We start from the raw sequence: 25424 nt of genomic DNA on the forward strand, positions 1-25424 counted from the left end.
TGACGTCAATTTCATCAGAGGGGATTCGTGATGTTAAACGCCTGGCACCTTCCGGTTGCCCCATTTGTTAAGCAAAACAAAGACAACCTTGTGATTACGCTCTGGCTGGCGGGGGAAAACCAGCCCGATCGCGTGACGCTCCGCGCCGAAATCGATAACGAAGAGACCGGGTTGAAAATGCACAAGCTGCGCAGCCAGCCGCAGCCGGGTATCACCGCCTGGCGGGCGAATATCGACCTGAACAGCGGACAGCCGCGCCGCCGCTACAGCTTTAAGCTTTTGTGGAACAACCGTCAGCTGTGGTTTACCCCGCAGGGGTTTAGCCGTTTCCCGCCTGCACGGCTGGAGCAGTTTGCGGTCGATTATCCGGATAACGGCCCGCAGTGGGTTAACGATCAGGTCTTTTACCAGATTTTCCCGGACCGTTTTGCGCGCAGCGAAAAGCGCACTGCCGACCAGGATAAGATCTATTACCACCATGCCGCGGGCCACGACATTATCCTGAAAGCGTGGGATGAGCCGTTAACCGCGCAGGCGGGCGGCTCGACCTTCTACGGCGGCGATCTCGACGGTATCAGCGAAAAGCTGCCGTACCTGAAAAAACTGGGCGTGACGGCGCTATACCTCAACCCGGTGTTTAAGGCCCCGAGCGTACACAAATACGATACCGAAGATTATCGCCACGTTGATGAGCAGTTTGGCGGCGACGAGGCGCTGCTGCGCTTGCGTAAGAATACGCAAAAAGAGGGGATGCGCCTGATCCTGGACGGCGTGTTCAACCACAGCGGCGATTCGCATGCGTGGTTTGATCGGCATAACCAGTCGATGGGCGGGGCATGTCATAACCCGGATTCGCCGCAGCGCGACTGGTACAGCTTTAACGAGGAGGGCCGCGCGCTGGACTGGCTGGGCTACCCGAGCCTGCCGAAGCTGGATTTCCAGTCGCCAACGCTCGTTAATGAAATCTACGGCGGCGAAGACAGCATCGTCCGACACTGGCTGAAGGCGCCGTGGAATATGGACGGCTGGCGTCTGGACGTGGTGCATATGCTCGGCGAAGCGGGCGGGGCGCGGAATAACCTTCAGCACGTCGCCGGCATAACGCGCTCGGCAAAAGCCGCACAGCCGGAAGCGTTCGTTTTTGGCGAGCACTTTGTTGACGCGCGCCAGTGGCTGCAGAATGATGCGGAAGATGCGGCGATGAACTATCGCGGCTTTACCTTTCCGCTGTGGGGATTCCTCGCCAACACCGATATCTCCTACGATCCAAATCATATCGACGCGGAAACCTGCATGGCGTGGATGGAGAACTACCGCGCCGGGCTGTCGCATCAGCAGCAGCTGCGGATGTTTAACCAGCTCGATAGCCACGATACCGCGCGTTTTAAATCCCTGCTGGGCAAGGATGTCGCGCGTCTGCCGCTGGCGGTCACCTGGCTCTTCACCTGGCCGGGCGTGCCGTGCATCTACTACGGAGACGAGGTGGGGCTGGACGGCAACAACGATCCGTTCTGCCGCAAAACCTTCCCGTGGTCACCAGAGAAACAGGACAAAGTGCTGTTCAGCCTGTATCAGCGGCTGGCGAAGCTGCGTAAGCAGAGTCTTGCCCTGCGCTACGGCGGCTGCCAGGTGGTATACGCTCATGATAACGTCGTGGTCTTTGCCCGCGTTTATAACCAGCAGCGCGTGCTGGTGGCGATCAACCGGGGCGAGGCCTGCGAAGTGGTGCTGGATGATTCACCGCTGCTGAATGTCGCTGCGTGGAAGAGCAAAGAGGGCAAGGCGACAATACAGGACGGCGTGCTGGCGCTGCCTGCAATATCCGCGACGATCTGGTTCGGCAGCTAATACGCGTTTGTTTCCACCTTTTAAGATGGCGCAAATGCAACGATTTGTGTCAATCTTAACAGATCGTTTACGGTGAAGGTGGAAACATGGACGAGCTTTACATCCTTGGCTGTTTATTCCTGGTTTTTGCGCTGCTGGTTGCGCCCGTGCTTGCGGTTATCGGGTTTAATCGCAGTACGGCGGCGCAGCAGGAGATCGCCCGGCTACGCCAGCGCATAGAGGCGCTTGAGCAGCGCGGCGTGCCTGAGAACGCGTCGGAACCGGTGCAGACCGCCGCGCCGGAGGCAATTACCGCGCCAGTGGTGGAGGACGCTCTCCCGCCTGTCGACCCCTGGCGACCCGATATTCCCGCAGCGGTGGCAGAACCCGCTTCTTCCCAGGCCCCGACCCCTGCGGCAAAACAGCCTTCAGCCTTTGGCGGCATCCTGACGTCGCTGGCGCGCTGGTTCATGCAGGGCAATCCGCTGGCGAAGCTGGGCATTCTGCTGCTCTTCCTTGGCCTCTCTTTCCTGCTGCGCTATACCGTCGAACATTCCCTGTTCCCGCTTGAGCTGCGCCTCGTGGCAGCGGCGCTGTTTGCCGTTGTTCTGCTGGCGATTGGGTGGCGGCTGCGGCACAGGCAGCGGGTCTATGCGCTGATCCTCCAGGGCGGGGCGACCGGGGTGCTTTACCTGACGGTGTTTGGCGCCTTCCGGCTCTGGCAAATGCTGCCGATGACGCTGGCTTTTGCGCTGCTGGTGGTGATCTGCGCGGCGAGCGTCGGGCTGGCGGTGCTGCAGAAGGCCCTGAGCCTGGCCATGCTGGCGAGCCTCGGCGGGTATCTTGCGCCACTGCTGTTGTCTACCGGGGGCGGCAGCTTTGTCGCGCTGTTCTCTTTCTATCTCATGCTGTCCATCGGCATTCTTGCTATCAGCATCTGGCAGCACTGGCGCGAGCTGAACCTGCTCGGGCTGCTGTTCACGTTCGGCGTGGGCGGCCTGTGGGGGCTGAGTGATTACCAGCCTGAAGACTATTGGATCTGCCAGCTGTTCCTGATTGCCAATACGCTGATCTTCGGCGTGCTGAGCGTGGCGCTGTCGCTGCGGGCGCAGGAAAAAGGGAAGCAGATCGTTGACGGCGTGCTGCTGTTTGCCCCGCCGCTGGTCGGCTTCGGGATGCAGTATGGCATGACCCGACACTGGGACTATGGCCCGGCGCTGAGCGCGCTGGGATACGGCGCATTTTATCTCACCCTCGCGTACCTCGCGCTGCGGCGCTATCCCTCCCTCGGACGGCCGCTGGTCATGGCAGCGCTGGCGATCGGCGGCGGGTTTGCCACGCTCGCCATTCCGCTGGCGCTGTCGGCGCGCTGGACGGCAATGGCCTGGGCGCTGGAGGGGCTGGGTATTCTCTGGCTGGGCGTGCAGCAGCACCAGCGGCGCATGAGCTATAGCGGGACGGCGCTGCTGGTGCTTGCCCTCGGCAGCGCGCTGTGGGCGCAAACGGACGGCGTTACGTCGCTGAGCCTGCTCCTTATCTTCGCCATCCTCAGCCTTTGCTGGCTGGCAGCGGCCTGGCTGTGGCGGACTCTTTTTCTGCCGGTCAGCTGGGCGCTGCTGGCAGGCGGGCTGCTGTTCTGGCTGGTAGCGCAGCTGGGTGCGTCGCAGCTTGTACTCACGAAAGAATTACCGGTTCTGGCGGGCGTGCTGGCGCTGACGGCGGCGTCAGCCTGGTGCTGGCGGCAGGTGGCCGCTCGTCTGGCGTGGCGAGAGCTGGACGCCAGCAAATGGCTGCTGTGGCCGGTAATGCTGCTGATGGTGGGGTATCAGATCTGGCATCAGCAGATCGTTGCCGCCGGCTGGTCAAACCTGGCCTGGTGCGTTGCGCTTCCTGCCGCGCTGATGCTGTTGCGGCGCGATGGTGAAAGGGTTCTGCCGCGTATCGCGATGGGGCTACACCTGTCGCTGTGCTGGATGATTTTACTGGCGCTGGCCGCCGAGCTTTACTGGTTTGCCCGGTCTCTGCCGTGGGGCATGGCGGCCTGGGGCAGCGGATTAGCGATGGCCGCAGGCGGCGGGGTGATTATGGCGCTCTCTGCTGCGGTACGGCGTCGCGCGTGGCCGTTCCGGGAATGGCCTGCGCTCTATGCGTGTCTGGCACCGATCCCTGCCGTCGTGGCGCTGCTGGTACTGCTGGTGGTGACCAATTTCCAGGACGGCGTGGTCTATCGTCAAACCTGGCTCCCGCTGGTAAACCCGCTTGAGGAAGGCGCAGCGTTCGCGTTGCTGGGGCTGGTGGTCTTTTATCGGGCGGTGGATCGCTACTACCCGGCATTGCTTGCGCAAGCGCGTCCGTGGCCTGCCGTCGCGCTCATGGCGTTTGGCTTCTGGTGGCTGAACGGTGCGCTGATGCGCGCCCTGGCCTGGTACGGCGACGTGGCCTGGAATATGGCATCGCTGTGGGATTCGCGGCTTATCCAGACCAGCTTTGCCCTGTTCTGGATGCTGAGTGCGCTGGTGGTCATGATCCATGCCACCCGTCGGGCTTCCCGGCAGGAGTGGCTCTGCGGGGCCGCGCTGCTGGGTGTGGTGATGGTTAAGCTGATGCTGGTGGACAGCGCGGGCGGAGGCGGTCTGGCGCGCGCGGTGGCGTTTATCGGCGTGGCGATACTGGTGCTGATCGTGGGCTATTTCTCACCGCTACCGCCAAAAACAGGAGATGAAAAATGAAATGGATGAAAGCGGTAGCGTGTACCGCGCTGCTGGCGCTTTCCGGCCCGGCGTTCTGCGACGAAGTACCAACGGAATCGCCACAGGACTACGCCTTTGGTCGTTCACTCGACACGTCCGTTCCTTCCCGGTGGTATCGAGTGATGCTGCCGCTTGCCGTCTATGAGCAGAGCACATCCGCGGATCTGCATGATGTTCGCGTCTTTAACCAGTCGGGTGAGCCGGTTCCCTTTAGCCTGATCGCCGCGACGCGCCCGCAGGCCACAGTGCAATCCACGGCGCTGCGCCTCTTTCCGCTGGATGCCTCGCCGCTCGCGGCTGCCTCAGACGCCGGTGACAGCGATAAGATCCGGCTCCGTTCCCGAAACGGCGTTGAGATTGTGCTGGAGGGGCAAAAAGCCGCCGCAGCCGGGCAACATTACCTGCTGAGCTTGCCGGAGCAGACGACGGGTGAGCTGGCCATATCCCAGCTGCAGCTGCTCTGGAATACCCCGCAGACGCCGTGGCAGGGAACGGCGTCGGTCTATTACAGCGAGGATCTTAAGCGCTGGTATACCCTTCGCGAAGATATGCCGCTGCTGGACGTCGCCAGCGGCCAGGATCGCCTTAAGCTCGATCGGATCGATACCGACACGGTTTTATCTCCCGAGGCGAATCGCTATCTCATGGTGGTGCTGAATACGCAGAGCCAGGGGGTAACGTTGACCGGCGTAAACGCAATCAGCGCACCTGCGCAGGCGGCCCCGGAAGAGATCAATCTTGAGGGGGAAGGGGAGCAGCTATCGACAACCGAAGCGCAGTGGCGCTGGACGCGTCCGCAGCCGCTGAGCGCTGTCAGCATCTCGCTGAACGGTGATGGCGTCCTTCCCGTGGAGATCGCCTGGCGGCGTACGGAAAAAGACACATGGCATCCCCTGAAAAAAGAGGTGATTTACCGCCTGGAGGGGAAAACATCCGGACCGGTTTCGCTTAACGGGGACCTGGTGCAGGCCGTGAAAATCACGACGCTGAATGCGCGTCTGCCAGAATACCTGCCGAGCGTCACGGGGCATCGCGACCGCTATGACCTGGTGTTCAACGCGCAGGGTAAAGCGCCGTACGTGCTCGCCTGGGGCAACGGCGCCGCAAAGCCTGCACAGGTGGAACCTGACATGCTGATCCCAGCCGATCTGCGCAAGACCTATGATATGGCGAACCTGCCGCAGGCCGATATTCTGGATGATGTCGCGTTGGGCGGTGAGGGGCGGCTAAACGCCACCTCTGCAGGCGAGCGGGCGAGCTGGATGAACGCCCTGCTGGTGTGGGGCGTGCTGATCGCGGGCGTGCTCCTGCTGGCGGGCATGGCCTGGCGCATCTGGCGGGAAACGCAGCGCAAGGCATAAAAAAAGGCCCGCATAAGCGGGCCTTTCTCGTAAACCGTGCCGATTACAGGCTGGATACGTTCTCAGACAGGTATTTAGCTACGCCGTCTGGGGAAGCAGCCATACCTTCTTTACCTTTTTCCCACTGAGCCGGGCACACTTCGCCGTGCTCTTCGTGGAACTGCAGCGCGTCAACCATGCGCAGCATTTCGTCGATGTTACGACCCAGCGGCAGATCGTTCACAACCTGGTGACGAACGATGCCGTTCGCGTCGATCAGGAAGGAACCACGCAGCGCAACGCCAGCGTCCGGATGTTCGATACCGTAAGCCTGCTGGATTTCGCGTTTGATGTCCGCAACCATTGCGTATTTCACCGCACCGATGCCGCCTTTGTCGACAGGGGTGTTACGCCATGCGTTGTGTACAAACTCAGAGTCGAAGGAGACGCCAACCACTTCCACGCCACGCTTCTGGAATTCTTCATAACGTTTGTCGAACGCGATCAGCTCAGACGGGCAAACGAAAGTGAAGTCCATTGGCCAGAAGAACAGAACGGTCGCTTTACCGTTGGTGTGCTGTTTGAAGTTGAAGTTTTCAACGATTTCACCGTTGCCCAGAACTGCTGCAGCTGTAAAATCCGGAGCCGGACGAGTTACCAGAACCATATGATTCTCCTGTAGATACTAAGGTTATTTGGAACGCAACGCGAGCCAGTATAGAGAGTGTTCATGGATAAGACAAAGAGGTGGTGACAATCGTTCCGCCAGCTTTTACCTATCAATACGAATTCTGTCAGAGCTGTTTGTTTTTCGCCTGCGCCATCATGCGCGGGTAAAACCGCCAGAAGCGGGTCTCCAGCGCATCGTAATGTTCATCCAGGTCATACCAGGAATCCCGCAGCGCATCCAGGCGCGGGCGACGGCTCGCCATCCCATTCAACACGTTCTGAATGAAATCCATCTCGCGATAGCGCTCCAGCCAGCGCTCTGACCACAGGTAGTTATTCAGATTCACAAAGCGCGGCGGCGAGTCGGGCAGAATGATCGACACCTGCTGATGGGCATAACGCACAAATTCCGGCAGGGGAAGCTCCGGCGAGAGCTGTGCCCAGTGGCGCGACAGGAAATGGTCCCACATCACATCAAGCGTGATCGGTGCGACGCGTCGCGTTTCCGGCCGAAACCACGCTTTGGCTTCCGTCACTTCCGGCAGCTTATCCGTCAGCACGTCGATGCGGCGGTGCATAAAAATCCCGTCGACAACCTCAGGGGCGTACGCTTCCGCGGGGTTGCCGCGTACGAAATCGGCCAGCAAATTGCCGGACAGGGAGCTGTCAGCGAGGTGAGCGAGATGCAGGTGAGCGAGAAAATTCATGCGTTTTATTTGTCCGGGGGCGGCTAGTTGTTGCAGCAAAAGGGTGTGAGCACTAGACTATGCCGCCTGTTTTTAAGTCACGAGTATACGTCATGCGCGTCGCCGATTTCTCCTTTGAACTACCTGAATCCCTGATTGCTCACTATCCCATGCCTGAGCGCAGCAGCTGTCGTTTACTGTCACTGGATGGGCCAACGGGCGAGCTGACGCACGGTACTTTCACCGATTTGCTCGACAAGCTCAACCCTGGCGATCTGCTGGTCTTTAACAATACCCGCGTGATCCCGGCGCGCCTGTTCGGCCGTAAGGCCAGCGGCGGCAAGATTGAAGTGCTGGTCGAACGTATGCTCGATGATAAACGTATTCTGGCACATATTCGCGCATCCAAAGCGCCAAAGCCGGGCGCGGAGCTGCTGCTGGGCGATGACGAGAGCATCAAGGCGACCATGACCGCGCGCCACGACGCGCTGTTCGAGGTGGAGTTCAACGACGAGCGCACGGTGCTTGATATTCTGAACGCCATCGGCCACATGCCGCTGCCACCGTACATTGAGCGTCCTGACGAAGAGGCTGACCGCGAGCTGTACCAGACCGTCTACAGCCAGAAGCCTGGCGCGGTCGCGGCCCCGACGGCAGGCCTGCACTTTGATGAACCGCTGCTGGAAAAACTGCGCGCGAAAGGCATTGAGATGGCGTTTGTAACGCTGCACGTCGGGGCGGGAACCTTCCAGCCGGTGCGCGTGGACAGCATTGAAGACCACATCATGCACTCTGAGTATGCTGAAGTGCCGCAGGATGTCGTGGACGCGGTGCTGGCGGCGAAAGCGCGCGGTAGCCGCGTCGTGGCGGTCGGTACGACGTCTGTGCGCTCGCTGGAGAGCGCCGCGCAGGCCGCGAAAAGCGAGTTGATTGAGCCGTTCTTTGGCGATACGCAGATCTTTATCTACCCGGGTTACCAGTACAAAGTGATTGACGCGCTGGTGACCAACTTCCATCTGCCTGAATCGACGCTGATTATGCTGGTCTCCGCGTTCGCGGGGTATCAGCATACGATGAATGCCTACAAGTCTGCGGTAGAACAAAAATATCGCTTTTTTAGCTACGGGGACGCGATGTTTATCACGTACAATCCGCAGGCTTTGAATGAGCGTGTCGGGGAATAAGTCCGCGGCACCGTTTTACAACGTTGGACTGTTTTTCTGACGTCGGAGAAAAAATGAAATTTGAACTCGATACCACCGACGGTCGCGCGCGCCGCGGTCGCCTGGTGTTTGATCGCGGCGTGGTGGAAACCCCCGCGTTTATGCCTGTGGGCACTTACGGCACCGTAAAAGGGATGACGCCGGAAGAAGTTGAAGCCACGGGCGCGCAGATTATCCTCGGCAATACCTTCCACCTGTGGCTGCGTCCGGGTCAGGAGATCATGAAGCTCCACGGCGACCTGCACGACTTCATGCAGTGGAAAGGCCCTATCCTGACCGACTCCGGCGGTTTCCAGGTCTTCAGCCTGGGCGATATCCGTAAGATCACCGAGCAGGGCGTTCACTTCCGTAACCCGATCAACGGCGATCCGATTTTCCTCGATCCCGAAAAATCAATGGAGATTCAGTACGATCTCGGCTCTGACATCGTGATGATCTTCGACGAATGCACGCCGTATCCGGCCGACTGGGACTACGCCAAGCGTTCCATGGAGATGTCTCTGCGCTGGGCGAAGCGTAGCCGTGACCGTTTTGACTCCCTGCAGAACAAAAATGCGCTGTTCGGCATTATCCAGGGCAGCGTTTACGAAGATTTACGCGATATCTCTGTTAAAGGTCTGGTAGAGATAGGTTTTGATGGCTACGCTGTCGGCGGTTTGGCTGTGGGTGAGCCGAAGGAAGACATGCACCGCATTCTGGAGCACGTCTGCCCGCAAATCCCGGCGGATAAACCACGATACCTGATGGGCGTGGGCAAACCGGAAGATCTGGTTGAAGGCGTACGCCGCGGCATTGATATGTTCGACTGCGTCATGCCAACCCGCAACGCGCGTAACGGCCATCTGTTCGTTACCGATGGCGTGGTGAAAATCCGTAACGCGAAGCATAAGAGTGACACCAGCCCGCTCGATTCCGAGTGCGATTGCTATACCTGTCGCAATTATTCTCGCGCGTACCTGCATCATCTCGATCGTTGCAACGAGATTTTGGGCGCGCGTCTCAATACCATTCATAATCTTCGTTATTATCAGCGCTTAATGGCTGGTTTACGTAAGGCTATCGAAGAGGGTAAATTAGAGAGCTTCGTGACCGATTTCTACCAACGTCAGGGGCGGGATGTTCCACCGTTGAACGTTGATTAATTTTAATAATGAGGGAATTTGAATGAGCTTTTTTATTTCTGATGCGGTAGCAGCAACAGGCGCTCCAGCGCAGGGCAGCCCAATGTCTCTGATTCTGATGCTGGTTGTGTTCGGTCTGATCTTCTATTTCATGATCCTGCGCCCACAGCAGAAGCGTACCAAAGAGCACAAAAAGCTGATGGACTCCATCGCGAAAGGCGATGAAGTGCTGACCAACGGTGGTCTGGTCGGTCGCGTAACCAAAGTGGCTGAAAGTGGCTACATTGCAATCGCCCTGAACGACACCACTGAAGTGGTCATCAAACGTGACTTCGTAGCTGCCGTTCTGCCGAAAGGCACCATGAAGGCGCTGTAATCCCAACTTTTCCCAAAGGGAACTGCCGTGTTAAACCGTTATCCTTTGTGGAAGTACATCATGCTGGTCGTCGTGATTCTCGTCGGCCTGCTGTACGCGCTTCCCAACCTGTATGGTGAGGATCCGGCTGTTCAAATCACTGGCGCGCGCGGTGTCGCCGCCAGTGAGCAAACGCTGATCCAGGTCCAGAAAACGTTACAAGAAGAAAAAATTACCGCTAAGTCTGTGGCACTGGAAGAGGGCGCAATTCTTGCTCGCTTCGACACCACCGACACGCAGCTCCGCGCACGTGAAGCGCTGATGGGCGTGCTGGGTGATAAATACGTCGTGGCGCTTAACCTTGCCCCTGCAACCCCGCGTTGGCTGGCTGCGATGAATGCAGAGCCAATGAAACTCGGTCTTGACCTGCGTGGCGGCGTTCACTTCCTGATGGAGGTGGATATGGATACCGCGCTCGGCAAGCTGCAGGAACAGAATATCGACAGCCTGCGCAGCGATCTGCGTGATAAAGGCATCGCTTACACCACCGTGCGTAAAGAAGATAACTACGGCATGAGCATCACGTTCCGCGACAGCGCGGCGCGCGATCAGGCTGTAGATTACCTGACCCAACGTCACCGTGACCTGGTGATCTCCTCGCAGGGCAGCAACCAGCTGCGCGCGGTGATGACCGATGCGCGCCTGAAAGAAGCGCGTGAATATGCCGTTCAGCAGAACATCAACATTCTGCGTAACCGTGTAAACCAACTGGGCGTGGCCGAGCCGCTGGTACAGCGTCAGGGTGCTGACCGTATCGTGGTTGAACTGCCGGGTATCCAGGACACCGCGCGTGCGAAAGAGATTCTCGGTGCGACCGCAACGCTGGAATTCCGTCTGGTGAATACCAACGTTGACCAGTCTGCTGCCGCTTCTGGCCGTATTCCGGGTGACTCCGAAGTGAAACAGACCCGCGAAGGTCAGCCAGTTGTGCTGTACAAACGCGTGATTCTGACCGGTGACCACATCACCGACTCCACGTCGAGCCAGGATGAATACAACCAGCCGCAGGTTAACATCTCGCTGGATAGCGCGGGTGGTAACATCATGTCTAACTTCACCAAGGACAACATCGGTAAACCGATGGCGACCCTGTTCGTGGAGTACAAAGACAGCGGTAAGAAAGATGCAAACGGCCGTGCTGTGCTGGTGAAAGAGGAAGAGGTGATTAACATCGCCAATATCCAGTCTCGTCTGGGTAACAGCTTCCGTATTACCGGTATTAACAACCCGAACGAAGCGCGTCAGCTCTCCCTGCTGCTGCGTGCCGGTGCGCTGATTGCGCCAATTCAGATTGTTGAAGAACGTACTATTGGTCCAACTCTGGGTATGCAAAACATCCAGCAGGGCCTGGAAGCGTGTCTGGCCGGTCTGGTGGTCTCTATCCTGTTCATGATCTTCTTCTATAAGAAGTTTGGTCTGATTGCGACCTCCGCGTTGATCGCGAACCTGGTGCTGATTATCGGCATCATGTCCCTGCTGCCGGGAGCGACGCTGACCATGCCGGGGATTGCGGGTATCGTTCTGACCCTTGCGGTGGCGGTCGACGCCAACGTACTGATTAACGAACGTATCAAAGAAGAGTTGAGCAACGGTCGCTCTGTTCAGCAGGCGATTGATGAAGGTTATAAAGGCGCGTTCAGCTCTATCTTCGATGCGAACGTAACAACACTGATTAAGGTTCTTATCCTGTATGCAGTGGGTACTGGCGCGATCAAAGGCTTTGCGATTACAACCGGTATCGGTGTCGCAACGTCAATGTTTACCGCTATTGTCGGCACCCGTGCCATCGTGAACCTGCTGTACGGCGGCAAGCGCGTCAAAAAGCTGTCTATCTGAGGAGTGCGTTGTGGCACAGGAATATACTGTTGAACAATTGAACCACGGCCGTAAAGTCTGGGACTTTATGCGCTGGGACTACTGGGCCTTCGGCATTTCAGGTTTCCTGCTGATTCTGTCCATCGTCATTATGGGCGTGAAAGGCTTTAACTGGGGTCTCGATTTTACCGGTGGTACGGTAATTGAAATCTCCCTGGAAAAACCGGTCGATATGGACCAGATGCGCGAATCGCTGCAGAAAGCGGGCTTTGAAGAGCCGCTGCTGCAGAACTTCGGCAGCAGCCGCGACATCATGGTGCGTATGCCGCCGGTGCACGATGCCAACGGCAGCCAGGAGCTGGGCAGTAAGGTTGTTAGCGTGATTAACGAAACAACCAACCAGAACGCGGCGGTTAAGCGTATTGAGTTCGTCGGCCCAAGCGTGGGTGCTGACCTGGCGCAGACCGGTGCGATGGCGCTGCTGGTGGCGCTGATCTCCATCCTGGTGTACGTCGGTTTCCGCTTTGAGTGGCGACTGGCGGCCGGTGTGGTTATCGCTCTGGCGCACGACGTGGTGATCACCATGGGCATACTGTCGCTGTTCCACATTGAGATTGACCTGACGATTGTGGCATCCCTGATGTCCGTCATCGGTTACTCACTGAACGACAGTATCGTGGTATCTGACCGTATCCGTGAAAACTTCCGTAAGATCCGTCGCGGCACGCCGTACGAAATCTTTAACGTGTCGTTGACCCAGACGCTACACCGTACCTTGATCACATCCGGTACCACCCTGATGGTGATCCTGATGCTGTTCCTGTTCGGTGGTCCGGTTCTGGAAGGCTTCTCGCTGACGATGTTGATTGGTGTCACCATCGGTACGGCGTCGTCTATCTACGTTGCGTCCGCCCTGGCGCTGAAACTCGGCATGAAGCGCGAGCACCTGCTCCAGCAGAAAGTCGAAAAAGAAGGGGCGGATCAGCCGTCCATTCTGCCGTAAGGCGACGTTTAGCGCGTTATCAAAATCCCGGTCTGTTGACCGGGATTTTTTTTATCTGCTCCTGACAAACACTCCTGACAGTATGCTGTCAGGAGCCCTGTCGTAGACTCCTTCTGAACCCAAACAACAGGCAGGAGGATGTATGAAAAGCGTCATTAACTGGTTTGAAATTCCGGTCTCGGATATGGATCGCGCGATTAAATTTTATGAGCCGGTGATGCAGCTTGCGCTGCGTCGCGAGAAAATGGACTGTGCGGAGCTGGCCGTTTTCCCGCATGAGGATCCCGCCACCGGAGGCGCCCTGGCAAAATTTGACGGCGTTACACCGTCTTTGCAGGGCGCTATTATTTACCTGCATACTGACAATCTGGCGGCAACGCTCGATCGCATCGCCTCTGCGGGCGGCGAGTGCGTGTTTGGCCCGCTGGAACTGCCGCATGGCATTGGCACTATCGCCTTGTTTACCGACAGCGAGGGCAACCGCGTCGGGCTCCATCAACCTGCCTGAGAGCGGACAAAGATATGACCCGACGCGCTGACCGTTTGTTTCAGATTGTGCAGATCCTGCGGGGCAGGCGTCTGACAACGGCAGCACATCTGGCGGACCGGCTTGGCGTGTCCGAGCGTACGGTCTATCGCGATATCCGCGACCTGTCGCTTTCCGGCGTGCCGGTGGAAGGTGAGGCGGGGAGCGGATATCGGCTCATGTCGGGCTTTGACCTGCCGCCGCTGATGCTGACAAATAAGGAGTCCGAGGCGCTGATCGTCGCGATTCGCCTGCTCAAAACCTGGGGCGGAGAATCGCTGTCGCGCGAGCTCGAGTCGGCGCAGGAGAAGGTATTGGCTATCCTGCCCGAGGAGAGTCGTCGGAAGGCGGAGCAGACGCGGATCTACGCCCCGGATTTTTGCATGCAAAGCCACTCCCGCAGCGATTTTGACAGGATCCATCAGGCAATTTCCGCCCAGCAGGTGCTGGCGCTGCATTACCGTGATGAAGCAGGACAGCTGTCTAAACGTGAGGTTCAGCCGCTGGGGTTGTTCTTCTGGGGAGAGCGCTGGCTGCTGGCCGCGTGGTGTGAACGGCGCGATGACTATCGCTGTTTCCGGCTCGACAGATGCCTCAATATTGTGGCTACGGAAAGGCGGTTTAGCGAAAGTGCGGACAGGTCTTTGGCGGATTTTTTGCGCAAGGTGAGGCAGTAAAAAGCCGGGTGGCGGCTACGCCTTACCCGGTCTACATTTGGGTCGTAGGCCCGGTAAGCGTAGCGCCACCGGGCGAAACCCGCACTGATTAGAAGTTGTAACCTACAACCAGGTAACCACCCCAACCGGTTGATTTAGACGTGAAGTCACCATCACCCCAGTTCACGGTATCCCCACCTTTCCACTGGCCGCCGTTATGGAAATAACGCGCGACGACAGAGTAGTGCCAGTGATCATAGTTCAGGGCCAGAACGTGGCTGGACGCGATAGAGTTGCTGGTACGGTTCTTGTCATCACCCAGATCTGAGCCCCAGTCGAAGTTGGTGAAGCCGATATAGGTCAGCTGGCCACCCCAAACCTGAGTGATTGGCACAAAGTATTTTACTTTGAAACGGTAACCATCCCACTCATTTTCGTTTGAAGCGCCATAGTTCTGCCACTGGTATTTAGCATACACGTTCAGAGACAGCCCCATTGGCAGACCTGTGTCGATGTCTGTACCCAGACCCATGTACCAGGTGCTCTGACGGCTGCCTTTGTTATCACCCATATCGTAGATGTAGTTGTTGGCGAAATACCATTCTTTGAACGGACCAAAGCTCAGGTCGGTACCCGTCAGTTTATCAATAGAGAAACGCGGTTCAATTTCCATGAACATCGGGGAACCGTCGGACCAAATACCTTTGTCGTTACCGTTACCCCAGTCAAAGGTCTTAGGAATATCGATGTAGCCGTAGAAATCAAACCAGTCTTTTTTAGCAAACGCTTCGTATTCCAGATAAACGTCGTTGTTCAGCTTCGGAGAAAAGCGCGTGTGGTAGCTGCCGACCACGTTAACGCTCTGGTGCCACCAGTCGGAGAGGTATTGTGGTTTGTCGTTTTCCGCTGCGTTAACAGTGAAAGAAGAGGACAGTGCCAGCACGGCGCCAGCTGCGAGTAATGTTTTTTTCATAATCATGCCACTGATTGAAATTCCCTTCCGGGAGTGAAAAATGCGCGAATTGCGTTTCTAAATATTTCGTGTTTCTGCGGTGCCTATTATAGGAATCCCTGCTCACAAAAATATGTGTTGTTTCACATATCTCTCATACGCGTAATCGATTGCGTTCACGTTTGCGTACTTTAAACGGCCGGGATTGTAGCGGCAATCATTAATGTTGCCAATCCATACGAAATGTAAATGTTAGCGGAGTGACATTTCACTCCGCTAAAAAAGAGAGGATTACTGCGCGGCGGGTTGAATGTCGTGAATGCGGATAAAGCCTAACTGTTCCGGCGTAAGGCCGCTTAACTGAAGCGGAATATCCACATCACTGGGTGCTAAAACACTGGCCGGGGCGGTGAAGAGCTGATTCTTCACGTTCACCTCCTGGTAGTTCTCCGTGGTGCCCTGGATCTGGCCCCACTCGACGGTGCCGCTGAAGGCCGGAAGCGGATCGTTGGACTCTCCCTTGATGCGTAATGTTGCGCGAGTACCATCGGCATTCGCCGCCACATTCACCAGAGACATTTTTAGCGTGCCAATCTGGCTGTTCAGCAGGGCAGGCGTATTCGCCCCCGGCAGCAGGTACACCCCGCTGGTAGATTTCGCGTTCAGCGCGTTTTGCTGGGTGATCTTCACCGTTTCTTTGTTTAGCTTGTCCATCGCCGTATTGAGCGAATTGACGCTCTGTTTCATCTGACGGACTTCGGTTTGCTGTGCACAGGCGCTAAGGGTGAAGAGGCTCCCCACCAGCAATATTTTCAGGTAACGTCTTGTCATTGCGTTTATTTCCTTGAAATAACGGATCGTCCTAATGGTAGCCAGCATCATTGTGTCAGACATAGATCCTTTTTCTCAAAAAGCTCTTCCTTTGTTGTCAGGCCAGTTCAGGGTAAAATGAAAATCAGTTAACCAGATAACAGGGATACCGTATGCATTGCCCATTCTGCTCCGCTGTGGATACCAAAGTCATCGACTCTCGCCTTGTGGGCGAAGGGTCTTCAGTGCGCCGTCGTCGGCAGTGTCTGGTGTGTAACGAGCGTTTCACGACCTTTGAGGTGGCAGAGCTGGTCATGCCGCGCGTGGTTAAAAGTAACGACGTGCGTGAGCCGTTTAACGAAGAGAAACTGCGCAGCGGAATGCTGAAGGCCCTTGAAAAGCGTCCCGTCAGCGCGGACGACGTGGAGATGGCGTTAAACCACATAAAATCTTACCTTCGTGGTTTGGGTGAGCGTGAAGTGCCCAGCAAGATGATTGGCAACCTGGTGATGGAGCAGCTGAAAAAGCTCGATAAGGTCGCCTATATCCGCTTCGCCTCGGTCTACCGCAGCTTCGAAGATATCAAAGAGTTTGGCGAAGAGATCGCCCGCTTACAGGATTAAGCTCATGCACGATGAGATGTACATGGCGCGAGCCATGAAGCTGGCGCAGCGCGGTCGTTTTACGACCCATCCCAACCCGAACGTCGGGTGCGTTATCGTGAAAGATGGCGAGATCGTGGGGGAGGGCTTTCACTATCGTGCAGGCGAGCCGCATGCTGAGGTTCATGCCCTGCGCATGGCCGGCGAGAAGGCGCGCGGTGCGACGGCCTACGTTACGCTGGAGCCCTGCAGCCATCACGGGCGTACGCCACCGTGCTGCGACGCGCTGATTGCCGCGGGGGTGTCGCGCGTGGTTGCATCGATGCAGGACCCGAATCCGCAGGTGGCCGGACGAGGTCTGTATCGTCTGCAGCAGGAAGGCATTGACGTCAGCCATGGCCTGATGATGCAGGACGCGGAAGCGCTCAACAAAGGTTTCCTGAAGCGCATGCGTACCGGGTTCCCGTATATCCAGCTTAAGCTGGGTGCCTCGCTGGACGGTCGTACGGCGATGGCAAACGGCGAGAGCCAGTGGATCACGTCGCCGCAGGCAAGGCGCGATGTGCAACGTCTGCGTGCGCAAAGCCATGCTATTCTCACCAGCAGTGAAACCGTTCTGGCTGACGATCCGGCCATGACCGTGCGCTGGGACGAGCTGAATGCCGATACCCAGGCTCTGTATCCGCAGGAGAACCTGCGTCAGCCGCTGCGTATTGTCATTGATAGCCAGAACCGCGTGACGCCGGAGCACCGCATCGTCCAGCAGCCAGGGGAAACCTGGATTGCGCGCACCAAAGAAGATACGCGCGCATGGCCGGAAGGCGTACGCAGCATTACGGTGCCGGAACATAACGGGCATCTGGATCTGGTGGTGCTGATGATGCTGCTCGGCAAGCAGCAGGTGAACAGCATCTGGGTCGAAGCGGGCCCGACGCTTGCCGGCGCGCTGCTTCAGGCGGGGCTGGTGGATGAACTGCTTGTTTACGTTGCGCCTAAACTGTTGGGCAGTGACGCGCGCGGCCTGTTTGTGCTGCCCGGCCTTGAAAAACTGGCCGATGCACCACAACTCAAATTTAGCGAGATTCGTCCGGTAGGTCCGGATGTCTGCCTCCACTTAACGACAGCGTAATTGCTCCCGAAATAGGGAAGCAGTGCGCAAAGTATTATGATAAAATCCGCCCCCCTGCGGGGCCAAATGAACCCGTAAAGGAAGAGTATGAACATTATTGAAGCTGCTGTAGCTACCCCGGACGCTCGCGTCGCCATCACCATTGCGCGTTTCAACAACTTCATCAACGATAGCCTGCTGGAAGGTGCGGTTGACGCCCTGAAACGTATCGGCCAGGTTAAAGATGACAACATTACCGTTGTTTGGGTTCCAGGCGCTTACGAACTGCCACTGGCGGCGGGCGCGCTGGCGAAAACCGGTAAATATGACGCGGTGATTGCGCTGGGTACCGTTATTCGTGGCGGCACTGCGCACTTCGAATACGTTGCGGGCGGTGCAAGCAACGGTCTGGCACACGTTGCGCAGGATGCTGAAATTCCTGTCGCGTTCGGCGTGCTGACCACCGAAAGTATTGAACAAGCCATCGAACGTGCTGGCACCAAAGCCGGTAACAAAGGTGCAGAAGCTGCACTGACCGCGCTTGAAATGATCAATGTATTGAAAGCCATCAAGGCCTGATTTTTTGTAAGGGGAATTCCGTGAAACCTGCTGCTCGTCGCCGCGCCCGTGAATGTGCCGTCCAGGCACTTTACTCCTGGCAGTTGTCCCAGAACGACATCGCTGATGTTGAATACCAGTTCCTGTCAGAACAGGACGTGAAAGACGTTGACGTTCTGTACTTCCGTGAACTGCTGTCGGGAGTGGCGACTAATAGCGCGTATCTCGATGGTCTGATGAAACCTTACCTGTCCCGTCTGCTCGAAGAGCTGGGTCAGGTAGAAAAAGCAGTGTTGCGCATTGCGCTGTTTGAGCTGTCTAAACGTGATGATGTGCCGTACAAAGTGGCCATCAACGAAGCGATCGAACTGGCGAAAACCTTCGGCGCTGAAGACAGCCACAAGTTTGTAAACGGCGTACTTGATAAAGCAGCACCTGCGATCCGTCCCCACAAAAAGTGATCCGCAAACCGGAGTTCTGCATTGCCTGACGGGCAGTGCGGCTCCGGTTTTTTCTTTTATTTGCTGAGGCATAACGTATGGCATGCGGCGAATTTTCCCTGATTGCCCGTTATTTCGACCGTGTCAGAACCTCTCGTCTTGATGTTGAAACCGGCATCGGCGATGACTGTGCACTTCTCAATATTCCCGAAAAACAGACGCTGGCAATCAGCACCGACACCTTAGTGTGCGGACGTCATTTTTTACCGGATATCGATCCTGCCGATCTGGCGTATAAGGCGCTGGCGGTTAACGTCAGCGATCTGGCGGCGATGGGGGCCGATCCCGCGTGGTTAACCCTGGCGCTGACGCTGCCTGAGGTAGACGAAGCCTGGCTTGAAGTATTCAGCGATGCGCTGTTTGAGCAGCTTAACTACTACGATATGCAGCTGATTGGCGGTGATACCACTGCCGGGCCGCTGTCGATGACGCTGGCGATCCATGGCTATGTACCGCTTGGTCGCGCGCTGAAGCGTTCGGGTGCAAAACCCGGCGACTGGATCTACGTGACCGGTACACCGGGCGACAGCGCCGCGGGCCTGGCGATTCTTCAGGATCGCTTAACCGTGAAGAACGCTGACGATGCGGCGTATCTGGTGAAACGCCATCTGCGCCCGACGCCGCGTATTCTGCACGGTCAGGCGCTGCGCGAGCGCGCAAGCTCGGCTATCGATCTCTCTGACGGGCTGATCTCAGATCTTGGCCATATTCTGAAGGCCAGCGGTGTCGGCGCGCGCGTAGACCTGGATCTGTTCCCGCTGTCAGAGGAACTGCTTCGTCATGTCGAACCTGAGCAGGCACTGCGCTGGGCGCTGTCCGGTGGTGAAGATTATGAACTGTGCTTTACCGTTCCGGAGCTGAACCGCGGAACGCTCGACGTGGCGTTAGCGCATCTTGGCGCGAAATTCACCTGTATCGGGCAGATCATGCCGGAGAGTGAAGGGCTGAAGTTTGTGAAAGACGGTGCGCCGGTTACGCTGGACTGGAAAGGGTACGATCACTTCGCGTGATGTTGTACGCTCTGTATTGCCGGGTGGCGGCTCCGCCTTACCCGGCCTACAAAAGAGGGGCTTATTTAAACCCCACCACCGGATGCTGCTGATACGGCGTCTCCAGCTCGGCAACCTGTTCGGGCGTCAGCGTGATATCCACCGCGTTTAACAGTTCGTCCAACTGCTCTTCCCGGGACGTGCCGATAATGGGAGCCGCGACGCCGCGTTTACCCAGCAGCCATGCCAGCGCTACCTGGGCGCGGGTTGCGCCGGTATCGTCGGCAATGCCGGCCAGGCGTTCGGCAATCAGTGCATCGCTGGCCTCTGTTCCTTCATAGAGATTTTTTCCCACTTCATCCGAGACCAGACGGGCCGTAGTTTCGCCCCACGGACGGGTCAGGCGACCGCGCGCGAGCGGGCTCCACGGGATGACCGCCACGCCCTCCTGATGGCACAGCGGCAACATCTCACGCTCTTCTTCACGATAGATCAGATTGTAGTGATCCTGCATGGTGACAAAGCGCGCCCAGCCGTGCTGCGCCTGCAGATCCAGCGCCTGAGCGAACTGCGACGCGTGCATCGACGATGCGCCGATGTAGCGTGCTTTACCGGCTTTGACGACGTCATTGAGCGCCTCAAGCGTCTCCTCGATCGGCGTGTTGTAATCCCAGCGGTGAATTTGCAGCAGGTCGACGTAATCCATGTTCAGGCGCCTGAGGCTGTCGTCAATGGAACGCAGGATCTGCGCGCGAGAAAGGCCCTGCGGCAGGTCCCCCACCGGGTAGTACACCTTGGTGGCAACGACGATGTCATCCCGACGGGCATAATCGCGCAGGGCGCGGCCGACAATCTCCTCGCTGCTGCCGTCGGAGTAGCTGTTGGCGGTGTCAAAGAAGTTAATGCCGCCCTCGATGGCGCGTTTGATGATCGGACGGCTGCTCTCTTCCGGCAGCGTCCAGGCGTGGTTCCCCCGATCGGGCTCGCCAAAGGTCATGCATCCCAGACAAAGTCGGGAAACCTTAAGGTCCGTTTTTCCTAATGTTGTGTATTGCACGGTTCCGCTCCTGCTGTTTAAACAATACGTTTAAGCATAGCAGGAGCGGAAAAGGGGGGAGGGATCAGTCCAGCCAGGCGCGGATTTTAGCTTCGATACCGGCAGCGTCCAGGCCAATCGCCGCGCGGGCTTCGTCCTGGGTACCTTGCGGGATGAAGTAATCCGGCAGGCCGAGGTTCAGTACCGGAACGGCTTTACGGTTTGCCATCAGCACCTCGTTCACGCCGCTGCCCGCACCGCCCATAATCGCGTTCTCTTCCAGCGTGACCAGCACGTCGTGCGCCTCAGCCATACTCAGGATCAGGGATTCGTCGAGCGGCTTCACAAAGCGCATATCCACGAGGGTAGCATTCAGCGTTTCAGCTACTTTCGCCGCCTCTGGCATCAGCGTGCCGAAGTTCAGGATCGCCACTTTCTCACCGCGACGTTTAACCAGACCTTTACCGATCGCCAGCTTCTCCAGCGGCTGCAGCTCAACGCCCACCGCATTGCCGCGCGGATAGCGAACGGCGCTTGGGCCATCCTGATAGTGGTAGCCGGTAAACAGCATCTGACGACATTCGTTCTCGTCGCTTGGCGTCATGATCACCATATCCGGAATGCAGCGCAGGAACGACAGGTCAAACGCGCCCTGGTGCGTCTGGCCGTCGGCACCGACGATGCCCGCACGATCGATAGCAAACAGCACCGGCAGCTTCTGGATCGCCACGTCGTGGATCACCTGATCGTAGGCGCGCTGCAGGAAAGTGGAATAGATAGCGACAACCGGTTTGTAGCCGCCGATCGCCAGGCCCGCTGCAAATGTCACCGCGTGCTGCTCGGCAATGGCCACGTCGAAATACTGGTCAGGGTATTTTTTAGAGAACTCTACCATGCCGGAGCCTTCGCGCATGGCCGGGGTGATCGCCATCAGCTTGTTGTCTTTTGCGGCGGTTTCGCACAGCCAGTCGCCGAAGATTTTTGAATAGCTCGGCATGCCGCCGCTGCTTTTCGGCAGACAGCCGCTGGACGGGTCAAATTTCGGTACCGCGTGGAAGGTAATCGGATCTTTTTCCGCCGGCTCGTAGCCACGCCCTTTTTTGGTCATGATGTGCAGGAACTGCGGGCCTTTCAGGTCGCGCATGTTCTTGAGCGTGGTGACCAGCCCCAGTACGTCGTGACCGTCAACCGGGCCAATATAGTTAAAGCCCAGCTCCTCAAACAGGGTGCCCGGCACGACCATGCCTTTGATGTGCTCTTCGGTACGCTTAAGCAGCTCTTTGATCGGCGGTACGCCGGAGAAGACTTTTTTACCGCCTTCACGCAGCGAGGAGTAAAGCTTGCCGGAGAGCAGCTGTGCCAGATGGTTGTTCAGCGCGCCAACGTTTTCGGAGATCGACATTTCGTTATCGTTGAGGATAACCAGCATGTCCGGCTTGATGTCGCCCGCATGGTTCATGGCTTCGAAGGCCATACCCGCGGTGATGGCACCGTCGCCAATCACGCAGACGGTGCGGCGCTGCTTGTTCTCTTTCTCGGCGGCGACGGCAATACCGATGCCCGCAGAAATGGAGGTGGAGGAATGGCCGACGCTCAGCACGTCATACTCGCTCTCACCGCGCCACGGGAACGGATGCAGGCCACCTTTCTGACGAATAGTGCCAATTTTATCGCGACGTCCGGTCAGAATTTTGTGCGGATAGGCCTGGTGGCCCACGTCCCAGATGAGCTGATCGAACGGCGTGTTATAGACGTAGTGCAGCGCCACGGTCAGCTCTACCGTGCCAAGCCCGGAGGCGAAATGGCCGCTGGAGCGGCTTACGCTGTCGAGCAGGTAGCGACGCAGCTCGTCGCACAGCTTCGGCAGGCTCTCTTTCGGCAACAGACGTAACTCCTGGGTGGAGTCAACTAACGCCAGTGTCGGGTATTTGGCAATATCAAAACTCATCAAAGGCTCATCGAGATATATAGTTTATTTATTACGCTGGATTATATAGTCCGCTAGCGCTTCCAGTGCCGAGGTATCCAGCGATTGCGCAGCCAGTTCATTCAGTGACTGGCGGGCATCGTCAATCAGATCCCGGGCTTTACGTTGGGCTTGCTCAAGACCCAGCAGGGCGGGGTAGGTACTTTTGCCAAGCTGCTGGTCCGCACCCTGACGTTTACCCAATGTTGCAGTATCGCCCACCACATCCAGAATGTCATCCTGAACCTGGAATGCCAGACCGATACTTTCTGCGTATCTGTCCAGAATCGGCAGGGCTTTGCGCCCTTGCTCACCCGCGCTCAGCGCGCCCAGGCGAACGGCGGAACGAATCAATGCCCCGGTTTTATGGCGATGAATACGCTCCAGTTGTTCCAGATTAACCTGACGTCCTTCCGCTTCAAGATCCAGCGCCTGACCGCCGCACATGCCGGCCACGCCGCTGGCCATGGCCAGTTCGGAAATCATTGCCAGACGGTCACGGTCAGCCACTTCGGCCATTGGCGCGTCGCTCAGAATCGAGAACGCCAGCGTCTGCAGGGCATCACCCGCCAGAATGGCATTCGCCTCGCCAAACTTGATGTGGCAGGTGGGTTGACCCCGACGCAAATCGTCGTCGTCCATCGCCGGGAGATCGTCGTGGATCAGCGAGTAGGCATGGATGCACTCAACGGCGGCTGCCGGGGCGTCCAGCGTGTTATCGCTGATGCCAAACATGTTGCCGGTGGCGTACACCAGGAACGGGCGCAGGCGCTTTCCACCCAAGAGTGCGCCATAGTGCATGGCTTCAACCAGAGGAGTGTTCTGAAAAGGCTGTGGCGCAATAAATCGGCGCAGGGCGTCGTTGGCACGCACGACGCGCGCCTGAAGCTCGTTGGCAAAATCCATTTACTCGGCGTCCGGTGTGAAAGGCGTGGTTTTCGCGTCTTCGCTGTCGGAAAGCAGGATCTGCACGCGCTGCTCGGCCTGCTGCAGTTTGACCTGCCCCTGGCGCGCCAGCTGCACGCCGCGCTCGAATTCGTTGAGCGCCTCTTCCAGCGGGAGATCGCCGCTCTCAAGACGGGTAACGATTTGCTCCAGTTCACTCAGCGCAGTTTCGAAACTGGCCGGTGCGTCGTTCTTCTTCGGCATAGTGAATTGACTCTTATATTCTCAGCCCCGACATGGTAACGGACTCAGGGCAATTATCAAATAACGCGCAATGTGCACAGGAGCGGCGCGATGGTGGTATACTTGCGCGCCTGGATGCAGCCACGGGTGTGGGCTGCTGTACTCTTTTCCATTACAAGCCTTAATACGCTTGCCTAAGAAACATTGCCGCCATGAAGTTTATCATTAAATTGTTCCCTGAAATCACCATCAAAAGCCAATCTGTGCGTTTGCGCTTTATTAAAATTCTCACCGGGAACATTCGTAACGTTTTAAAGCACTACGACGAAACCCTCGCCGTAGTGCGCCACTGGGACCACGTTGAGGTTCGTGCGAAAGACGAAAACAAACGTCAGGATATTCGCGACGCGCTGACCCGTATTCCGGGGATCCACCATATTCTGGAAGTGGAAGATGTCCCGTTCAGCGATATGCACGACATCTTCGAAAAAGCGCTGGTTCAGTACCGCGATCGGATCGAAGGCAAAACCTTTTGCGTGCGCGTGAAGCGTCGCGGTAAGCACGAATTCAGCTCCATTGAAGTGGAACGTTACGTTGGCGGCGGTTTGAACCAGCACGTTGAGACGGCGCGCGTGCGTCTGACCAACCCGGACGTGACCGTTAATCTGGAGATCGAAAACGATCGCCTGCTGTTGGTGAAAGGCCGTTATGAAGGTATCGGTGGCTTCCCGATCGGGACTCAGGAGGATGTTCTGTCCCTGATCTCCGGCGGCTTCGACTCCGGCGTGTCCAGCTATATGCTGATGCGCCGCGGCTGCCGCGTACACTACTGCTTCTTCAACCTGGGCGGCGCGGCGCACGAAATCGGCGTTCGTCAGGTGGCGCATTACCTGTGGAACCGCTTCGGCAGCTCCCACCGCGTGCGTTTCGTGGCAATCAATTTCGAACCGGTGGTCGGCGAGATTCTGGAGAAAGTGGACGACGGTCAGATGGGCGTTGTCCTCAAGCGTATGATGGTGCGTGCGGCATCCAAAGTGGCTGAACGCTACGGCGTGCAGGCGCTGGTCACCGGTGAAGCGCTGGGGCAGGTCTCCAGCCAGACGCTGACCAACCTGCGTCTGATCGACAACGTGTCTGATACCCTGATCCTGCGTCCGCTGATCTCCCATGATAAAGAGCACATCATCGATCTGGCGCGCGAAATCGGTACCGAAGATTTTGCCCGCACCATGCCGGAATACTGTGGCGTGATCTCAAAAAGCCCGACCGTCAAAGCGGTGAAGGCGAAGATCGAAGCGGAAGAAGAGAACTTCGATTTCAGCATTCTGGATAAAGTGGTGGAAGAAGCGTCCAACATTGATATCCGCGAGATCGCCCAGCAGACCGAGCAGGAAGTGGTAGAAGTGGAGACCGTGAGCGGTTTCGGCGCCAACGACGCGATTCTGGATATCCGCTCCATTGACGAGCAGGATGACAAGCCGCTGCAGGTGGATGGCGTCGAAGTGGTTTCTCTGCCGTTCTACAAGCTGAGCACGAAGTTTGGCGACCTCGACCAGAGCAAAACGTACCTGCTGTGGTGTGAGCGCGGAGTGATGAGCCGCCTGCAGGCGCTGTATCTGCGCGAGCAGGGCTTTGCGAATGTGAAGGTGTATCGTCCGTAGTTTCTCGCCCGGTGGCGCTTCGCTTACCGGGCCTACGGTACCGTGCATTTGTAGGCCGGGTAAGGCGTAGCCGCCACCCGGCT

24 protein-coding genes are annotated in these 25424 nt (G+C 57.5%); 16 read left to right on the top strand and 8 right to left on the bottom strand.

Annotated features, from left to right (window positions below):
• Positions 1 to 30: 30 nt before the first annotated feature.
• The 3 genes from malZ to ACEPLT_RS04620 all read left to right on the top strand — a co-directional run bounded on the left by malZ (position 31) and on the right by ACEPLT_RS04620 (position 5938).
• The gene (malZ, locus tag ACEPLT_RS04610) at positions 31 to 1848 is read left to right on the top strand and encodes a maltodextrin glucosidase (RefSeq protein WP_232927882.1); all 1818 of its coding nucleotides are present in this window, start codon (positions 31 to 33) and stop codon (positions 1846 to 1848) included.
• Between the two features lie 86 nt (positions 1849 to 1934).
• Positions 1935 to 4556: a DUF2339 domain-containing protein gene (locus ACEPLT_RS04615; protein ID WP_232927885.1), complete on the top strand. Its 2622-nt coding sequence runs from the start codon at positions 1935 to 1937 to the stop codon at positions 4554 to 4556.
• A complete protein-coding gene (locus ACEPLT_RS04620) occupies positions 4553 to 5938 on the top strand; it encodes a DUF3999 domain-containing protein (protein WP_248213731.1) in 1386 nt (461 codons plus the stop codon). The genes ACEPLT_RS04615 and ACEPLT_RS04620 overlap by 4 nt, the downstream gene beginning before the upstream one ends.
• 43 nt (positions 5939 to 5981) lie before the next feature.
• Here ACEPLT_RS04620 and ACEPLT_RS04625 read toward each other — a convergent pair whose 3' ends face one another.
• Positions 5982 to 6584, bottom strand: coding sequence for a peroxiredoxin (locus ACEPLT_RS04625; RefSeq protein ID WP_008503347.1), 603 nt, complete (start codon positions 6582 to 6584; stop codon positions 5982 to 5984).
• 127 nt (positions 6585 to 6711) lie between these two features.
• Entirely contained in the window at positions 6712 to 7293 is a 582-nt protein-coding gene (gene acpH, locus ACEPLT_RS04630; RefSeq protein ID WP_023293170.1) for an ACP phosphodiesterase, read from the bottom strand.
• A gap of 92 nt (positions 7294 to 7385) precedes the next feature.
• Between acpH and queA the strand changes: the two genes are divergently transcribed.
• The 7 genes from queA (at position 7386) to ACEPLT_RS04665 (ending at position 14052) form a co-directional block, all read left to right on the top strand.
• Positions 7386 to 8456: a tRNA preQ1(34) S-adenosylmethionine ribosyltransferase-isomerase QueA gene (gene queA / locus ACEPLT_RS04635; protein ID WP_008503345.1), complete on the top strand. Its 1071-nt coding sequence runs from the start codon at positions 7386 to 7388 to the stop codon at positions 8454 to 8456.
• A gap of 53 nt (positions 8457 to 8509) precedes the next feature.
• Positions 8510 to 9637: a tRNA guanosine(34) transglycosylase Tgt gene (gene tgt / locus ACEPLT_RS04640; protein ID WP_003859110.1), complete on the top strand. Its 1128-nt coding sequence runs from the start codon at positions 8510 to 8512 to the stop codon at positions 9635 to 9637.
• A 22-nt stretch (positions 9638 to 9659) separates the two neighbouring features.
• Positions 9660 to 9992, top strand: coding sequence for a preprotein translocase subunit YajC (gene yajC, locus ACEPLT_RS04645; RefSeq protein ID WP_000007630.1), 333 nt, complete (start codon positions 9660 to 9662; stop codon positions 9990 to 9992).
• Between the two features lie 27 nt (positions 9993 to 10019).
• Entirely contained in the window at positions 10020 to 11867 is a 1848-nt protein-coding gene (gene secD, locus ACEPLT_RS04650; protein WP_021241665.1) for a protein translocase subunit SecD, read from the top strand.
• Between the two features lie 10 nt (positions 11868 to 11877).
• A complete protein-coding gene (gene secF, locus ACEPLT_RS04655; RefSeq protein ID WP_063618520.1) occupies positions 11878 to 12849 on the top strand; it encodes a protein translocase subunit SecF in 972 nt (323 codons plus the stop codon).
• A 142-nt stretch (positions 12850 to 12991) separates the two neighbouring features.
• Positions 12992 to 13357: a VOC family protein gene (locus tag ACEPLT_RS04660; protein ID WP_008503341.1), complete on the top strand. Its 366-nt coding sequence runs from the start codon at positions 12992 to 12994 to the stop codon at positions 13355 to 13357.
• 14 nt (positions 13358 to 13371) lie between these two features.
• Entirely contained in the window at positions 13372 to 14052 is a 681-nt protein-coding gene (locus ACEPLT_RS04665; protein WP_008503340.1) for a helix-turn-helix transcriptional regulator, read from the top strand.
• A gap of 88 nt (positions 14053 to 14140) precedes the next feature.
• Here the strand turns inward: ACEPLT_RS04665 and ACEPLT_RS04670 are convergent, their stop codons facing one another.
• Positions 14141 to 15004 (bottom strand): nucleoside-specific channel-forming protein Tsx, encoded by an 864-nt coding sequence (locus ACEPLT_RS04670; RefSeq protein ID WP_028015691.1) that lies wholly within the window; start codon positions 15002 to 15004, stop codon positions 14141 to 14143.
• Between the two features lie 270 nt (positions 15005 to 15274).
• Complete coding sequence (locus ACEPLT_RS04675; RefSeq protein ID WP_058655076.1) at positions 15275 to 15814, bottom strand: SadB/YajI family lipoprotein; 540 nt, start codon at positions 15812 to 15814, stop codon at positions 15275 to 15277.
• A 152-nt stretch (positions 15815 to 15966) separates the two neighbouring features.
• Here ACEPLT_RS04675 and nrdR point away from each other — a divergent pair, with 152 nt between their 5' ends.
• The 5 genes from nrdR to thiL all read left to right on the top strand — a co-directional run bounded on the left by nrdR (position 15967) and on the right by thiL (position 19571).
• Complete coding sequence (nrdR, locus tag ACEPLT_RS04680) at positions 15967 to 16416, top strand: transcriptional regulator NrdR (protein WP_008503337.1); 450 nt, start codon at positions 15967 to 15969, stop codon at positions 16414 to 16416.
• Between the two features lie 4 nt (positions 16417 to 16420).
• Positions 16421 to 17524: a bifunctional diaminohydroxyphosphoribosylaminopyrimidine deaminase/5-amino-6-(5-phosphoribosylamino)uracil reductase RibD gene (gene ribD, locus ACEPLT_RS04685; protein ID WP_008503336.1), complete on the top strand. Its 1104-nt coding sequence runs from the start codon at positions 16421 to 16423 to the stop codon at positions 17522 to 17524.
• Between the two features lie 87 nt (positions 17525 to 17611).
• Positions 17612 to 18082 (top strand): 6,7-dimethyl-8-ribityllumazine synthase, encoded by a 471-nt coding sequence (ribH, locus tag ACEPLT_RS04690; protein ID WP_003859098.1) that lies wholly within the window; start codon positions 17612 to 17614, stop codon positions 18080 to 18082.
• A 20-nt stretch (positions 18083 to 18102) separates the two neighbouring features.
• Positions 18103 to 18522 carry a transcription antitermination factor NusB gene (gene nusB, locus ACEPLT_RS04695; protein WP_006809908.1) on the top strand — a complete coding sequence of 140 codons (420 nt, stop codon included), beginning with the start codon at positions 18103 to 18105 and terminating at the stop codon, positions 18520 to 18522.
• A 77-nt stretch (positions 18523 to 18599) separates the two neighbouring features.
• Complete coding sequence (gene thiL, locus ACEPLT_RS04700; RefSeq protein WP_232927890.1) at positions 18600 to 19571, top strand: thiamine-phosphate kinase; 972 nt, start codon at positions 18600 to 18602, stop codon at positions 19569 to 19571.
• Between the two features lie 61 nt (positions 19572 to 19632).
• Here the strand turns inward: thiL and ACEPLT_RS04705 are convergent, their stop codons facing one another.
• From ACEPLT_RS04705 to xseB, 4 genes are all read right to left on the bottom strand, one after another.
• Positions 19633 to 20607: an aldo/keto reductase gene (locus ACEPLT_RS04705; protein ID WP_232927893.1), complete on the bottom strand. Its 975-nt coding sequence runs from the start codon at positions 20605 to 20607 to the stop codon at positions 19633 to 19635.
• A gap of 64 nt (positions 20608 to 20671) precedes the next feature.
• Positions 20672 to 22534: a 1-deoxy-D-xylulose-5-phosphate synthase gene (dxs, locus tag ACEPLT_RS04710; protein WP_008503333.1), complete on the bottom strand. Its 1863-nt coding sequence runs from the start codon at positions 22532 to 22534 to the stop codon at positions 20672 to 20674.
• A 24-nt stretch (positions 22535 to 22558) separates the two neighbouring features.
• A complete protein-coding gene (ispA, locus tag ACEPLT_RS04715) occupies positions 22559 to 23458 on the bottom strand; it encodes a (2E,6E)-farnesyl diphosphate synthase (RefSeq protein ID WP_029741669.1) in 900 nt (299 codons plus the stop codon).
• Entirely contained in the window at positions 23459 to 23701 is a 243-nt protein-coding gene (xseB, locus tag ACEPLT_RS04720; protein WP_008503331.1) for an exodeoxyribonuclease VII small subunit, read from the bottom strand.
• 191 nt (positions 23702 to 23892) lie between these two features.
• On the opposite strand from xseB, the gene thiI reads away from it, so the two are divergent.
• Complete coding sequence (gene thiI / locus ACEPLT_RS04725; RefSeq protein WP_045335394.1) at positions 23893 to 25341, top strand: tRNA uracil 4-sulfurtransferase ThiI; 1449 nt, start codon at positions 23893 to 23895, stop codon at positions 25339 to 25341.
• The last annotated feature ends 83 nt before the right edge of the window (positions 25342 to 25424 follow it).

The organism is Enterobacter sp. fkY84-1, from assembly GCF_052974705.1.